The 14,637-nt window shown below is 70.0% G+C and carries 15 protein-coding genes; 3 read left to right on the plus strand and 12 right to left on the minus strand.

Annotation, left to right across the window (positions count from 1 at the left end; all coding sequences use genetic code 11):
• Nucleotides 1–9 precede the first annotated feature (9 nt).
• Nucleotides 10–618: a TetR/AcrR family transcriptional regulator gene (locus ACZ5XS_RS11955; RefSeq protein ID WP_468650251.1), complete on the plus strand. Its 609-nt coding sequence runs from the start codon at nt 10–12 to the stop codon at nt 616–618.
• 17 nt (nt 619–635) lie between these two features.
• Here ACZ5XS_RS11955 and ACZ5XS_RS11960 read toward each other — a convergent pair whose 3' ends face one another.
• Nucleotides 636–1,241: a M23 family metallopeptidase gene (locus ACZ5XS_RS11960; RefSeq protein ID WP_217235030.1), complete on the minus strand. Its 606-nt coding sequence runs from the start codon at nt 1,239–1,241 to the stop codon at nt 636–638.
• Between the two features lie 459 nt (nt 1,242–1,700).
• On the opposite strand from ACZ5XS_RS11960, the gene ACZ5XS_RS11965 reads away from it, so the two are divergent.
• Nucleotides 1,701–2,333 (plus strand): HAD family acid phosphatase, encoded by a 633-nt coding sequence (locus ACZ5XS_RS11965; RefSeq protein WP_468650253.1) that lies wholly within the window; start codon nt 1,701–1,703, stop codon nt 2,331–2,333.
• 173 nt (nt 2,334–2,506) lie between these two features.
• On the opposite strand, the gene ACZ5XS_RS11970 is transcribed toward ACZ5XS_RS11965, so the two are convergent.
• Nucleotides 2,507–5,032, minus strand: a complete 2,526-nt coding sequence (locus ACZ5XS_RS11970; protein WP_468650255.1) for an ATP-dependent Clp protease ATP-binding subunit — start codon at nt 5,030–5,032, stop codon at nt 2,507–2,509.
• A 430-nt stretch (nt 5,033–5,462) separates the two neighbouring features.
• Between ACZ5XS_RS11970 and ACZ5XS_RS11975 the strand changes: the two genes are divergently transcribed.
• A complete protein-coding gene (locus ACZ5XS_RS11975) occupies nt 5,463–6,146 on the plus strand; it encodes an SCO3374 family protein (protein WP_468650257.1) in 684 nt (227 codons plus the stop codon).
• A gap of 16 nt (nt 6,147–6,162) precedes the next feature.
• Here the strand turns inward: ACZ5XS_RS11975 and ACZ5XS_RS11980 are convergent, their stop codons facing one another.
• From ACZ5XS_RS11980 to ACZ5XS_RS12025, 10 genes are all read right to left on the minus strand, one after another.
• The gene (locus ACZ5XS_RS11980; protein WP_217235026.1) at nt 6,163–6,498 is read right to left on the minus strand and encodes a histone-like nucleoid-structuring protein Lsr2; all 336 of its coding nucleotides are present in this window, start codon (nt 6,496–6,498) and stop codon (nt 6,163–6,165) included.
• 272 nt (nt 6,499–6,770) lie between these two features.
• Nucleotides 6,771–7,331, minus strand: coding sequence for an amino-acid N-acetyltransferase (locus ACZ5XS_RS11985; RefSeq protein ID WP_217235025.1), 561 nt, complete (start codon nt 7,329–7,331; stop codon nt 6,771–6,773).
• A 9-nt stretch (nt 7,332–7,340) separates the two neighbouring features.
• A complete protein-coding gene (locus tag ACZ5XS_RS11990; RefSeq protein WP_468650259.1) occupies nt 7,341–7,784 on the minus strand; it encodes a BlaI/MecI/CopY family transcriptional regulator in 444 nt (147 codons plus the stop codon).
• Between the two features lie 126 nt (nt 7,785–7,910).
• Complete coding sequence (locus ACZ5XS_RS11995; protein WP_468650261.1) at nt 7,911–8,096, minus strand: hypothetical protein; 186 nt, start codon at nt 8,094–8,096, stop codon at nt 7,911–7,913.
• Nucleotides 8,097–8,162: 66 nt separating this feature from the next.
• Entirely contained in the window at nt 8,163–8,888 is a 726-nt protein-coding gene (locus ACZ5XS_RS12000; RefSeq protein WP_468650595.1) for a serine/threonine-protein kinase, read from the minus strand.
• A 214-nt stretch (nt 8,889–9,102) separates the two neighbouring features.
• Nucleotides 9,103–9,900 (minus strand): type III pantothenate kinase, encoded by a 798-nt coding sequence (locus ACZ5XS_RS12005; RefSeq protein WP_217235022.1) that lies wholly within the window; start codon nt 9,898–9,900, stop codon nt 9,103–9,105.
• 5 nt (nt 9,901–9,905) lie between these two features.
• Entirely contained in the window at nt 9,906–10,892 is a 987-nt protein-coding gene (gene nadC / locus ACZ5XS_RS12010; RefSeq protein ID WP_468650263.1) for a carboxylating nicotinate-nucleotide diphosphorylase, read from the minus strand.
• A gap of 5 nt (nt 10,893–10,897) precedes the next feature.
• Nucleotides 10,898–12,625, minus strand: a complete 1,728-nt coding sequence (locus tag ACZ5XS_RS12015; protein ID WP_468650265.1) for an L-aspartate oxidase — start codon at nt 12,623–12,625, stop codon at nt 10,898–10,900.
• On the minus strand, nt 12,622–13,665 hold the full coding sequence (panC, locus tag ACZ5XS_RS12020; protein ID WP_468650267.1) for a pantoate--beta-alanine ligase: 1,044 nt from the start codon (nt 13,663–13,665) through the stop codon (nt 12,622–12,624). The genes ACZ5XS_RS12015 and panC overlap by 4 nt, the downstream gene beginning before the upstream one ends.
• Entirely contained in the window at nt 13,665–14,600 is a 936-nt protein-coding gene (locus tag ACZ5XS_RS12025; protein ID WP_468650269.1) for a Rossmann-like and DUF2520 domain-containing protein, read from the minus strand. Before ACZ5XS_RS12025 ends, panC begins: the two co-directional genes overlap by 1 nt.
• Nucleotides 14,601–14,637: the final 37 nt, after the last annotated feature.

The following is a 14,637-nucleotide window of genomic DNA, read 5'->3' on the forward strand; positions in this document are numbered from 1 at the left end:
AGTGCGACGATGGGCGGCACCATGGACGGCACCAGGCAGCGGCGCCGCGGGAACACCCGCCAGCGCATCCAGGACATCGCCCTCGAACTCTTCGCCGACCAGGGCTACGAGAAGACCTCGCTGCGCGAGATCGCCGAACGCCTGGGCGTCACCAAGGCGGCGCTCTACTACCACTTCAAGACCAAGGAAGAGATCCTCGTCAGCATCTTCGAGGACCTGGCGAAGCCCATCGAGGACCTCATCGAGTGGGGCAAGGGCCAGCCGCACACCCTGGAGACGAAGCAGGAGATCGTACGGCGCTACAGCGACGCCCTGGCCGGCGCCGCGCCCCTGTTCCGCTTCATGCAGGAGAACCAGGCGACCGTACGCGAGCTGCGCGTCGGCGAGACCTTCAAGACCCGCATGCTCGGCATGCGCGACATCCTCATCGACCCGTCGGCGGACCTGGTCGACCAGGTCCGCTGCGTCAGCGCGATCTTCACCATGCACGCCGGGATGTACGTCCTCCAGGACCTCGAAGGCGACCCGGAGGCCAAACGCAAGGCGGTCCTGGAGGTGGCGACGGGCCTGGTGACCCAGGCCCATCAGGGCACCGGCGGGTCCTCGGAGAGGTCTTAGGCCGGCCTGGGACCGCCTCAGACCTTCACGCCCTTGGCGCGCAGGAAGGCGACCGGGTCGATGGCCGACCCGTAGTTCGCGGTCGTGCGGATCTCGAAGTGCAGGTGCGGACCGCTGGAGTTGCCGGTGCTGCCGGACAGTGCGATGCGCTGACCGGTCTTGACGACCTGACCGATCCTCACGTCGATGCGCGAGAGGTGGGCGTACTGGGAGTACGTCCCGTTGCCGTGCTTGATGACGACGGCGTTGCCGTACGCGGGGCCGTCGCCCGCGCCGTTGCCGCCCGCCTTGACGACCGTGCCGCCGTGCGTGGCGAGGACCTTGGTGCCGGTCGCCACGGCGAAGTCCTGCCCGCTGTGGGTGGACTGCCACATGCCGCCGGACTGGGCGAAGCTCGCGGACAGCCGGTACTTCGTCACCGGGTCGACCCAGGAAGCGGCCTTCGCGGCGGCGACGGACTTGGTGGCGGTCTTGGCGGCGGCGACCGTGGCCGTGCCGGTGTCGGCGGCGGCCGCGACTCCGGCCCCCAGCACAACCGACACTCCAAGGCCGGTGGCCAGCACGGCCGCACGGGTGCGGAGCACGGACGTACGGGAAGAACGGGACGAGACACGCTGGGACATCGAAAACCTCATGGGGACGGGGACAGAGGAGCCACCCGGCGCACAGGCAGCTGCCGGGTGGGCCATCCCTTGGTAACCCGGGGCCCCACGGACTCCCAAACCTGCGATCTACGACTAAAGGTAGTACCTGCCCACAAAGCTCCCCGCTTCTTGACAGAACACCCATGCAGAATTAATCGGTCATCACCCCACCTATGACGGCAATTCATGGCGGCAATTCCGGCCTGAAGTCCCTTTTGCCCACCTGGCGACTTCCACTATTCCGCGTAGTAACGGACAAATCGCCTGTGCGGCATGTCACCGGGTCGCGAGAACTCCGATCTTTGAATTCCCGCCCCATGTGACGCACGTCTCTGGCTACTTACCACTCAGTAACCCTACGGTTCCCCTCGCGCCACCCTCACCCACGAGCATGCACCCGACAACTGCAGAACGTCCGGACGTGAGAGGAACCCCCACATGACACGACGACGCCCCTGGGCTCGCCGCGCAGCCGTCACCGCCGTCTCAGCAGCCGCCCTCGTGGCGCTGGCCGTCCCCGCCGAGGCCGCGACGACGACCACCAGCACCTCCACGACCGCCACGGCCGCCGCCGCCGACGTCGACTACGCGACCTGGCAGCAGGACTGCCAGGCTCTGATGGGCCAGGCCCTGCCCTACCTGAAGCAGCGGATAGCGAACACGAAGCCGGGCGAGAAGCAGGCGATCGTCTTCGACATCGACAACACCACCCTGGAGACCGACTTCGGCTTCAGCTACCCCTCGCCGGCCAACCAGCCGGTCCTGGACGTCGCCGAGTACGCCCAGGACCACGGCGTCGCCCTGTTCTTCGTGACGGCCCGGCCCGGGATCATCTACTCGGTGACCGACTACAACCTGGAGCACGTCGGCTACGAGGTCTCCGGCCTCTACGTCCGAAGCTTCATCGACCTCTTCAAGGACGTCGCCGCCTACAAGACCGCCCAGCGCGTCGACATCGAGTCCAAGGGCTACACGATCATCGCGAACATCGGCAACAACACCACCGACCTGTCGGGCGGCCACGCCGAGAAGACGTACAAGCTGCCGGACTACGACGGCCAGCTGTCCTGACACCCGCCGGCCGATCCCGGCCGACTGACTGACCCGGCCGCACCCTGGACCGCGCTGAAGCCCCCTGAGCCCCGCTGAAGCGGCACTGAAGCGGTGCTGGGCCGGCGCTTGAGCCGAAAAAAGGGGCCGCCCCGGAACCGAAGTCCCGGGGCGGCCCCTCTCGTACGTGACGCTTACGCGTCCTTGCTCAGGTTGGGACCTGCCCCACCGGCCGCCTGCTCGATCGGCGGAACGTCCGGCAGTGCCGACTTCTCCTCACCCCGGAAGGTGAAGGTGGCGGTCTCGCCCTCGCCCTCGGTGTCCACGACCACGATGTGACCGGGACGCAGCTCGCCGAAGAGGATCTTCTCCGACAGCGAGTCCTCGATCTCGCGCTGGATGGTGCGACGCAGCGGACGCGCACCCAGCACCGGGTCGTAACCCTTCTTTGACAGCAGCTCCTTTGCGGACTGGGAGAGCTCGATGCCCATGTCCCGGTCCTTCAGGCGCTCGTCCACCTTGCCGATCATCAGGTCGACGATCCGCAGGATGTCCGCCTGCGTCAGCTGCGGGAAGACGACCACGTCGTCGACGCGGTTGAGGAACTCGGGGCGGAAGTGCTGCTTGAGCTCGTCCGAGACCTTGTTCTTCATGCGCTCGTAGTTGGACTTCTTGTCGCCCGAGGCCGCGAAGCCCAGGTTGAAGCCCTTGGAGATGTCCCGGGTGCCGAGGTTGGTCGTCATGATGATGACCGTGTTCTTGAAGTCGACGACCCGGCCCTGGGAGTCGGTCAGGCGACCGTCTTCCAGGATCTGCAGCAGCGAGTTGAAGATGTCCGGGTGGGCCTTCTCGACCTCGTCGAAGAGCACGACGGAGAACGGCTTGCGGCGGACCTTCTCGGTCAGCTGGCCGCCCTCTTCGTAGCCCACGTATCCGGGAGGCGAACCGAACAGACGCGACACTGTGTGCTTCTCGCTGAACTCCGACATGTCGAGGGAGATCAGCGCGTCCTCGTCACCGAAGAGGAACTCGGCGAGCGCCTTGGACAGCTCGGTCTTACCGACACCGGACGGGCCGGCGAAGATGAACGAACCACCGGGACGCTTCGGGTCCTTCAGACCGGCACGCGTACGACGGATCGCCTTGGACAGCGCCTTGACGGCGTCGACCTGGCCGATGACCCGCTTGTGGAGCTCGTCCTCCATGCGCAGCAGACGCGAGGACTCCTCCTCGGTCAGCTTGAAGACCGGGATGCCGGTGGCCGTCGCGAGGACCTCGGCGATCAGCTCGCCGTCGACCTCGGCGACGACGTCCATGTCGCCGGCCTTCCACTCCTTCTCGCGCTTGGCCTTCGCGGCGAGGAGCTGCTTCTCCTTGTCGCGGAGAGAAGCGGCCTTCTCGAAGTCCTGCGAGTCGATCGCGGACTCCTTGTCGCGGCGGACGCCGGCGATCTTCTCGTCGAACTCGCGCAGGTCCGGCGGCGCGGTCATCCGGCGGATACGCATCCGGGAACCGGCCTCGTCGATCAGGTCGATCGCCTTGTCCGGCAGGAAGCGGTCCGAGATGTACCGGTCGGCCAGCGTCGCGGCCTGGACCAGCGCCTCGTCCGTGATGGAGACCCGGTGGTGCGCCTCGTACCGGTCGCGCAGACCCTTGAGGATCTCGATGGTGTGCGGCAGGGACGGCTCCGCGACCTGGATGGGCTGGAAGCGGCGCTCGAGGGCCGCGTCCTTCTCCAGGTGCTTGCGGTACTCGTCCAGCGTCGTCGCACCGATGGTCTGCAGCTCACCGCGGGCCAGCATCGGCTTCAGGATCGAAGCGGCGTCGATGGCGCCCTCGGCGGCACCCGCACCGACCAGCGTGTGCAGCTCGTCGATGAACAGGATGATGTCGCCGCGGGTGCGGATCTCCTTGAGGACCTTCTTCAGGCGCTCTTCGAAGTCACCGCGGTAGCGGGAGCCGGCGACCAGCGCGCCGAGGTCCAGGGTGTAGAGGTGCTTGTCCTTGAGGGTCTCGGGCACCTCGCCCTTGACGATGGCCTGGGCGAGTCCCTCCACGACGGCGGTCTTGCCGACGCCGGGCTCACCGATCAGGACCGGGTTGTTCTTGGTGCGGCGGGACAGCACCTGCATGACCCGCTCGATCTCCTTCTCGCGCCCGATGACCGGGTCGAGCTTGGACTCACGAGCGGCCTGGGTGAGGTTCCGGCCGAACTGGTCGAGGACCAGGGACGTCGAGGGCGTGCCCTCGGCAGGCCCGCCGGCGGTGGCGGTCTCCTTGCCCTGGTATCCGGAGAGCAGCTGGATGACCTGCTGCCGCACCCGGTTGAGATCTGCGCCCAGCTTGACCAGGACCTGGGCGGCGACGCCCTCGCCCTCACGGATCAGGCCGAGCAGGATGTGCTCCGTGCCGATGTAGTTGTGGCCCAGCTGAAGAGCCTCGCGGAGCGACAGCTCCAGGACCTTCTTGGCACGGGGGGTGAAGGGGATGTGCCCGGACGGGGCCTGCTGCCCCTGCCCGATGATCTCCTCCACCTGCTGGCGGACCGCCTCGAGCGAAATCCCGAGGCTCTCAAGGGCCTTGGCGGCGACACCCTCACCCTCGTGGATCAGGCCCAGGAGGATGTGCTCGGTGCCGATGTAGTTGTGGTTGAGCATCCGGGCTTCTTCCTGAGCCAGGACGACAACCCGCCGCGCGCGGTCGGTGAACCTCTCGAACATCGTTAATCGCTCCTCAGAGCGGTCAGGCAGTGGGGGGAACTTCCCCTCCCTGTCCTTCCGCAGCTTAGTCCCGCAAGCGGGGACCGCTCATTCCAACTGCCGACACCGTCCTTGGCCTCCTGACCCCGAACGCCGACATCTGCTCCAACCTGATGGTGCGAGACGATGTTCCCGCAGGCCAAGCAGTTACCCCTACCATCAGTACGCCGATGGCGAACGTGAGACGGCCTGTCCTGCGTGTCGCCCCCTCCCACTAGGGAAGTCTTACCCGCTGGGACTGACAGTCCATGCCGCACGCCCTGATTCCCTCCGCTATGGGCGAACAACCTTGTTCCTCCCCGCGCCCCCACAGGTCACTTTTTCCGGCACTCTGCGCATTCTTCAGTACACTCAGCGTAACTTGCGGGCTCTTTCGACGGTTGCACTTGGCATGGTTGGCACCCTCCCCCCGGTCACCACCGAACTCATCACGGTTCCCCGTCCCCGACAGCCGCTCGATTCGAGCGATCAGGTCCGCCGGTGGTACGAGAACGAACTGGGCTGGCCGACAGTGCCCGCACACCCCGGATCCCCCGGAAACGGAAACGGGGTCCTCGGAACGCCAGGGATTCCGCTACGGACGCCAGGCGCTCCACCACGGGCGCCAGGGGCTCCGGTACGGCTGTCCGTGGGCCTGCGCTTCGACGTCCTCGACGTGCCGGCCGAGGCGGGTCACGCGGCGCTTCGCCACCTGTCGCAGGGCTCTCCGGTGGCCCTTCAGGGTGACCGGATGCGGCTGCTGGTGGCCGCGGGCAGCGCGGAGGAACTGCCCGGAGTCCTGGCCTGGCTGGAGTGGGGAGCGCTGACGCTCGACCTCACGGCGATCGGCGAAGGCGGCGTGATGGACGCGCCGCTGCCGCCGGGCCGGCCCTGCTCGGGTGCCGTGCAGGGGGCCGCCGTATGGCTGCGGCCCCCCGAGCCCGGGTACGAGGTCGAGGCCTCGCTGCCGACGTTGTCGGCCGTGGGGGGCGGAGGGGGCGCCCCCGATCTCGCACGAGTGGTGGACACGATGGCAGCACAGTGCCACCGCCTGCGGCTGCGACGCGCATGCGCCGGGCAGCCCGCCCGCTCGTAAGTGCCGTAGGCCGTGATCAGCCGTTGGCGTCCTCGTATGCCTTGCGAATCGTCGCCGGAACGCGGCCGCGGTCATTGACCTCGTAACCGTTCTCCTTGGCCCACGCGCGAATCTGCGCGGTGTCCTGGCTGCCACCGGAAGCGGCTCGCGCCTTTCCGCGCCCACCCGAAGTACGGCCTCCGGTACGACGGCCGCCCTTCACGTAAGGGTCGAGAAGACCACGCAGCTTGTCCGCATTGGCGGTCGTGAGATCGATCTCGTACGTCTTGCCGTCCAACGCGAACGTGACGGTCTCGTCCGCCTCGCCGCCGTCGATGTCATCGACAAGAAGGACCTGAACCTTCTGTGCCACCGGATTTCCTTTCATCCAAAACTTCTGGGTCGGGGGTCGCGGCGTCCGCCGTTTCGCCGTCCCCTGTTATATGCAGTACTGCAGTACGTCGGAAAGCAAACCGCTTTTGCCGGAAAAACACAAACCCCCGGCAGAGACTGACGGGCCCGCTCCAGTCCGGAAACATGCGCGTTTCGGACATAGGGAACCTGGGCAGGGCGAGTCCGGCCGGAATAGAGCTCCGTTCCGGACCCTTGTCTTGAGGTCCCTTGGGGGCTTGTCCCGCCGGTCGATCACAGATGCAGAAGCATCCGGCTGTTGCCCAAGGTGTTCGGTTTCACCCGTTCGAGACCGAGGAACTCTGCCACGCCTTCGTCATAGGAACGCAGTAGCTCCGCGTAGACATCGGTGTCAACGGGCGTCTCACCGATCTCGACGAAGCCGTGCTTGCCGAAGAAGTCCACTTCGAAGGTCAGACAAAAAACGCGGCGAACGCCGAGCCAGCGCGCGGTGTGCAGCAACTTCTCCAGCAACTGATGTCCGACACCGGCGCCCTTCAGTCCGGGCTTCACGGCGAGAGTGCGCACTTCCGCGAGGTCTTCCCACATCACGTGCAGGGCGCCACAGCCGACGACCTCGGCGTTGTCGTCCCGTTCGGCGACCCAGAACTCCTGGATGTCCTCGTAAAGCGTGACCATCGCTTTGTCGAGCAGGATGCCGCCGCGGACGTACGCGTCAAGGAGTCGTCGTACGGCCTGGACATCGCCGGTACGGGCCCGCCGGACGGTGATGGCTTTTGCGGTGACTTCGGGACTCTCCGCGGAGGCACTCTCCGCTGAGCTCTCTGCTGACATGTGCGGACGCTATCGCCCGTCGCCCTCCGCCGCCGAGCCGGGGTTCTCCTCGGCGGTATGAGTGGCGGCCGGCGGAGCGGCTTCGGGCGTTTCCGGTCCCTCCACGATCCGGACGGCGTCCCGGAGGGCGAGCCGCTGTTCCTCGCTCATCATCCCGAAGAAGGCGACGAGAGCGGCGGCGGGGTTGTCGCTCTGCGACCAGGCGTCGTTCATCAGCGCGGCGGCGTAGGCGGCCCGGGTGGAGACCGCCTCATATCGATAGGCCCGGCCTTCCGCCTCACGGCGCACCCAGCCCTTCTGATGGAGATTGTCCAAAACGGTCATCACCGTGGTGTAGGCGATGGACCGTTCCTGCTGAAGGTCTTCCAGGACTTCTCGAACGGTGACCGGGCGGTTCCACTTCCACACCCGCGTCATGACCGCGTCTTCGAGTTCTCCCAATGGGCGAGGCACAGCTCAGCACAATAGTGGGAGTTTCCGGCATTGGCGTGGGGGACGTGCGCTTTCATCGACAAACAACACAAAAAGGGCGTACAGCTCGAGGAATCCACGAGCCGTACGCCGGTGAGAGCGGTGCTCTCAGGCCTCGGTGCCGGCAGAGGCGGAGGGCCGGCGGTCACCCTCCACGCGCGCGAGGGCGGCGTCCACGGCCGCGTCCTCCTTGGCCTTGTTGGCCCCACCCTGGGTCTTCACGATCACCCGGATCAAACCGATGAAGAACACGGCCATGACGACCGGGGGCACGAGCGCGGAGACGTAGTCCATACGTCCAGAGTAGCCACGGGCCGGACGGCGGCCGGGCCGGGGTGGGGCGAATCGGGCCGGAACGCTTCAGCCGGCGGCACGCTGCTGCGTGTCGGCGGGCGGGGGCGCCGGCTTGCGGCGGGGGAAGACCTCGCCGGGGGTGGGAATGGGCCGCGCGGGCTTGGGAGCGTCGGGCACCGCCGGCTTGGGAGCGGGCCGCTCGGGCTGTGCGGGCCGTTCGCCCGGCTTCTGCGCGGGCTTCTGTGCGGGTTTCTTGACGGGACCGGGGGCGGGTTCCTTGGCGAGACCGCCACCGAGAGGCCCGGCGTCCCGGCTCGCGGCGGGGCCCTCGGGAGCCGCGGAGAGCCCCCCTGGCAGCGCCAGAAGGCGGGTACGAGAGGCGGGCACCGTCGGGGCGGACCGCACCACTGTGCGTCCTCCGCGGCAGGCCAGGCGGGCCCGTACGTCCTGCTCGGCCAGGGCCTGGCAGCGGTGCAGGAGGGTGGCCGCGACCGGGTTGCCCCGCAGGGCGCGGAGCGCGGCCAGGTCGTCGGGTTCCGGGCGGTACCCGGCGCTCAGCGCCTCCTCCAGGAGTGTGAGGTAACCGGCGGCTGTACCGGGCAGGGCGGCGCGGTAGCGGGCGAGGTCGGCCACCAGGAAGGCACGCAGCCGGGCGCCCTCACGCGTCGCCTCGTCGAGGGACTCGGCGAGGCGGAGGCATTCCTGAACGTCCTCGGCCGAGGCGGGCGTGGGGTGCAGGGCGAGGGCGAGAGCGCGGCGGAGCACACGCAGCTCCTCCACACCGAACGCCATGCCGCCGCGGGATCCGTATGGCGTGGGCATGCGGCGACGATACGCGCTAATCAGACAAATTCGACATAAGTCAGCCGGGTGTGGCGCACGAGCCACCCGAGCGGACGCGCCCGGCTCCCGGCCCACCCGGCACCGCCACCGCCGCGCCCGCACGACCGGGTACGGGCGGGGGCGGCTGAGTGGGAACACCTGGCGCCGGCCCCCACGCCACCGCTCACATGCGGGACACGTTCCGCTCGTACACCAGGCGCAACCCGATCAACGTCAGCCACGGCTCGTGCTCGTCGATCACGGAAGACTCACCCAGCACCATCGGCGCCAGTCCCCCGGTGGCGATCACCGTGACGTCCTCGGGATCCTCGGCGAGCTCCCGGGCCATGCGGCTCACCACTCCGTCCACCTGGCCCGCGAACCCGTAGATGATCCCCGCCTGCATGGCCTCGACGGTGTTCTTGCCGATGACGCTCCGCGGCCGGGCCACCTCGATCTTCCGGAGCTGCGCCCCCTTGACCCCCAGCGCCTCGACGGAGATCTCGATACCGGGTGCGATGACACCGCCGACGTACTCCCCGCGCGCGGAGACCGCGTCGAAGGTCGTGGCCGTACCGAAGTCCACGACGATCGCGGGACCCCCGTACAGCTCGACCGCGGCGACCGCGTTGATGATCCGGTCCGCGCCGACCTCCTTGGGGTTGTCGGTCAGGATCGGTACGCCGGTCTTGACGCCCGGCTCGACGAGCACCGCCGGCACGTCGCCGTAGTACCGCCGCGTCACCTCGCGCAGCTCGTGCAGGACGGACGGAACCGTCGCGCAGATCGCGATGCCGTCGATGCCGTCGCCCAGTTCGTCCCCGAGGAGGGGGTGCATACCCATCAGGCCCTGGAGGAGGACCGCCAGCTCGTCCGCCGTCCGGCGCGCGTCCGTCGAGATCCGCCAGTGTTCGACGATGTCCTCGCCGTCGAACAGACCCAGAACCGTGTGCGTGTTGCCTACGTCGATCGTGAGGAGCATCGCGACTACTCCGCCTCGCGCAGGTCCAGGCCGATGTCCAGGATCGGCGAGGAGTGGGTGAGGGCCCCCACGGCGAGGTAGTCGACGCCGGTGTCCGCGTACGACGAGGCGTTCTCGAGGGTGAGCCGCCCCGAGGCCTCCAGCGCGGCACGCCCGTGGACGAGGGCCACCGCCTCCTCGCACTCCCCCGGCGTGAAGTTGTCCAGGAGGATCAGGTCGGCCCCGGCGTCCACGACCTCGCGCAGCTGGTGCAGGGTGTCGACCTCGACCTCGATCGGCACGTCCGGGAAGGCCTCCCGTACGGCCTTGAAGGCCTGCGCGACGCCGCCCGCGGCGACCACGTGGTTGTCCTTGACCAGAGCCGCGTCGGACAGCGACATGCGGTGGTTGACGCCGCCTCCGCAGCGCACCGCGTACTTCTCCAGGGAGCGCAGCCCCGGCGTCGTCTTGCGGGTGTCGCGAACCCGCGCCTTGGTGCCCTCCAGAAGGTCCGCCCACGCGCGCGTGGCGGTCGCGATGCCCGACATGCGGCACAGCAGGTTGAGCGCGCTGCGTTCGGCGGTGAGCAGGTCACGCGTGCGCGTGGTGACCGACAGGAGCTTCTGCCCGGCCTCCACGCGGTCGCCGTCCTCCACGTGCCGCTCGACCTCGAACTCGTCCGTGCAGACGACCGAGACGACCGCTTCGGCGACCCTCAGGCCCGCCACGACGCCCGCCTCGCGCGCGGTGAAGTCGGCGGTGGCCACGGCGTCCTCGGGGATGGTCGCGACCGTCGTCACGTCCACTCCGTGGTCCAGGTCCTCCTGGATGGCGACGTTGGCGATGTCCTCGACCTCCACGGGGTCGAGTCCCGCGTCGGCCAGGAGCTGCGCGAGCGCGGGGTCGAGCCCGCACTCCAGGTACTCCTCCTCGGCGGTGTCGGAGGCAGCGCCACAGGCACAGCCGTCGCCGCAGCCGCCGCTCTGGGCGAGGGGAAGGTCGGGGGTGCTCACTTCTGTCACTGCTCCTGGGGACGGTGGGGCTGCTGGTGCCGGGTCGGGGGGAAGTCTGGGGTGTCCGTGGTGTGTACGGCCAGCGTCCGGTCGGGATTCAGCCGGACGACGATGTGGCGCCGCCATGTCGTGTCGTCGCGCTCGGCGTGGTCCTCGCGCCAGTGGCAGCCGCGGGTCTCCTCGCGCAGGCGCGCGGCGGCGACCAGGACGCGGGCCACGCACAGGAGGTTGGTGGCCTCCCAGGTGTCGACGCCGGGCTCGGCGGTCTTGCCGTTCTCGTCGAGGGCGATCCGGGCGTCGGCGTGGAGCCGCTGGAGGGCGTCCGCGGCGGTCGCGAGGGACGTGGCGGAGCGCAGGACGCCCGCGCCCTGCGTCATGGTCCGCTGGATCAGGAACCGGGCCTCGGGTGCGAGCAGGGGGTGCGCGGGCTTCTCGGGGTGCTCGACGGGCACCGGCACGCGCGCGTGGAGGCCGTTCTCCGCCCGGCGCGCCGCGATGTCGGCGGCGATGCGCTCGGCGTAGACCAGGCCCTCCAGGAGGGAGTTCGACGCCAGCCGGTTCGCACCGTGCACGCCGGTGCAGGCGACCTCGCCGCACGCGTACAGGCCGGGGACGGTCGTACGGCCCCGGGGGTCGGTGCGGACGCCACCGGAGGCGTAGTGGGCGGCCGGGGCGACCGGTATGGGCTCGTGGACCGGGTCGATGCCGTGGGCGCGGCAGGCGGCGAGGATCGTCGGGAAGCGGTGCTCCCACATGTGGGCGCCGAAGTGCCGGGCGTCCAGGAACATGTGCTCGGCGTCCTGCTCCTGCATGCGGCGCATGATGCCCTTGGCGACGATGTCCCGGGGCGCGAGTTCGGCGAGTTCGTGCTGGCCCGCCATGAAGCGCACGCCGTCGGCGTCCACCAGGTGGGCGCCCTCGCCGCGTACCGCCTCGGAGACCAGGGGCTGCTGGCCCTCAGCGTCCGCGCCCAGGAACAGCACGGTCGGGTGGAACTGCACGAACTCGAGGTCCGAGACCTCCGCCCCGGCGCGCAGGGCGAGCGCCACGCCGTCGCCGGTCGACACGGACGGGTTGGTGGTCGCCGAGAAGACCTGGCCCATGCCGCCGGTCGCGAGGACGACCGCGGGGGCGTGGACGGCGCCCACGCCGTCGTGCTGGCCCTCGCCCATGACGTGCAGGGTCACACCCGCGGTGCGGCCGTCGGCGTCCGTGAGGAGGTCCAGGACGAGGGCGTTCTCGACCGTACGGAGCCCGCGCGCGCGTACTGCCTCGACGAGCGCGCGGGAGATCTCCGCGCCGGTCGCGTCACCGCCCGCGTGGGCGATGCGGCGGCGGTGGTGGCCGCCCTCGCGGGTGAGCTCCAGGAGGCCTTCCTCGGACTCGTCGAAGTGGGCGCCGGTCTCGATGAGCCTGCGGACGGCGTCGGGCCCCTCGGTGACGAGGATCCGTACGGCCTCCTCGTCGCACAGGCCCGCGCCCGCCACCAGCGTGTCGTCCTGGTGCTGTTCGGGGGTGTCTCCCTCGCCCAGGGCCGCGGCGATGCCGCCCTGCGCCCAGCGGGTGGAGCCGTCGTCGAGGCGGGCCTTGGTGACGACGACCGTCCGCAGGCCTTCGGACTCGCAGCGCAGGGCGGCGGTGAGGCCGGCGACACCCGAGCCGACGACGACCACGTCGGCGTCGATGGACCAGCCCGGGGCGGGCGCGTGCAGTCGTATGCCTGTGCTGGTCACGAGGCGGCTCCGAAGGTGAGGGGGATGTTGTCGATCAACCGGGTCGTCCCGACCCGGGCGGCGACGGCGAGGACGGCCTCGCCGGTGAAGTCGTCCTCGATCTCGGTGAAGTCGGACGGGTCGACGAGGGCCAGGTAGTCCAGCGCGAGCGGCGGGTTCAGGCGGCCGGCGTCGTCGAGGACCAGGCGGGCGGCCGCGCGGACGGCCGCGGGGCCGCCCGTGGGGCCGGGGCTACGCGCAGCGTCGTGGCCTGGGGCGGTGGTGGGTGACGTGCGGGCCTTGGCGACGGCGTGGGTGTCGGCCGCCGCGCGGGACTCCCCTATGGCACTCAGCGCTTCGGCACGCGCGTGCGTGGCGGGCACCTCACGTGCCCGCGCCCGCAGCGCCTCCTGCGCCGCGTGCCGGTCGCGGCCCGCGAACAGCGCGCGGGACAGCGTGAGTGCCGTGCGCCGCTCCTCCGGCTCGAGGTAGCGGTTGCGGCTGGACAGGGCCAGGCCGTCCTCCTCGCGCACGGTCGGTACGCCGACGATCTCGACGCCGAAGTTCAGGTCCCGTGCCATGCGGCGGATCAGGGCGAGCTGCTGGGCGTCCTTCTGGCCGTACAGGGCGACGTCGGGGCGGGTGAGGTGCAGCAGCTTGGCGACGACGGTGAGCATGCCGTCGAAGTGGCCGGGCCGCGAGGCGCCCTCCAGGCGCTCTCCCATGGGGCCGGCGCTGACGCGGACCTGGGGCTCGCCGCCCGGGTAGACCTCCTCGACGCCGGGTGCGAACACGGCGTCGGCGCCCGAGTCCTCGGCGATCTTGAGGTCGGCGTCCAGGGTGCGCGGGTAGCGGTCGAGGTCCTCGCCCTGGCCGAACTGCAGCGGGTTCACGAAGACGGTGACCACGACCTCGCCGTCCGGTCCCGCGATCTCGCGGGCGGTGCGGATCAGGGTGGCGTGGCCCTCGTGCAGGGCACCCATGGTCATCACGACGGCGCGGCGGCCCACGCGCACGCGTGCGTGCAGCTCATCGGCGGTACGCAGCAGGGCGGTGGTCATCAGGCGTCCCCTTCGGTGCCGGTGGTCCCGGTGCTCCCGTCGGCGAGTACCCCGAGGAGGTCCTCCGCGAGTTCCGGTTTCAGCAGTCCGTGGGCGAGTGCCCGGTCCGCGGTCGCGCGTGCCATCGCCAGGTAGCCGGCGACGGCCTGCGGGGCGTGCCTGCGCAACTCGGTGACGTGGGCGGCGACCGTGCCCGCGTCCCCGCGCGCGACGGGGCCGGTGAGGGCCGAGTCGCCGGAGCGCAGGGCGTTGTCGAGGGCGGCGCCGAGCAGCGGGCCGAGCATCCGGTCGGGGGCCTCGACGCCGGCTGTGCGCAGCAGCTCCATGGACTGGGCGACCAGCGTCACCAGGTGGTTGGCGCCCAGGGCGAGGGCCGCATGGTAGAGCGGCCGGTTCTCCTCGGCGATCCACTCGGGTTCGCCGCCCATCTCGATGACGAGCGCCTCGGCGGCCAGCCGCAGCTGGTCGGGCGCGGTGACGCCGAAGGAGCAGCCGGCCAGGCGCTGCACGTCGACGGCGGTGCCGGTGAACGTCATCGCCGGGTGCAGGGCCAGCGGCAGCGCGCCCGCGCGAAGGGCGGGGTCGAGGACCTTCGCGCCGTACCGCCCGGAGGTGTGCACGAGCAGCTGTCCCGGCCGCACGGCGCCGGTCTCGGCAAGGCCCTCGACGAGGCCGGGCAGCGCGTCGTCGGGGACGGTCAGCAGCACGAGGTCGGCACGCTCCAGGACTTGGGCGGGCGTGACGATCGGCACGTCGGGCAGCATCTGCGCGGCGCGCCTCCTGGAGGCGTCGGAGACCCCGGAGACGGCTACCGGGCGGTGTCCGGCGAGTTGCAGGGACGCGGCCAGTGCGGGGCCCACCCGGCCGGCGCCTACGACACCGACGGTGAGCCGCGCGGGGCGGTCCTTGGGATCTGGCTGGTGGACTGTACTCACGCGACGACGGCCTTCCCGTTCCAGTCCGCTCTGGGTA

This window comes from Streptomyces sp. NPDC033131 (genome assembly GCF_055578365.1).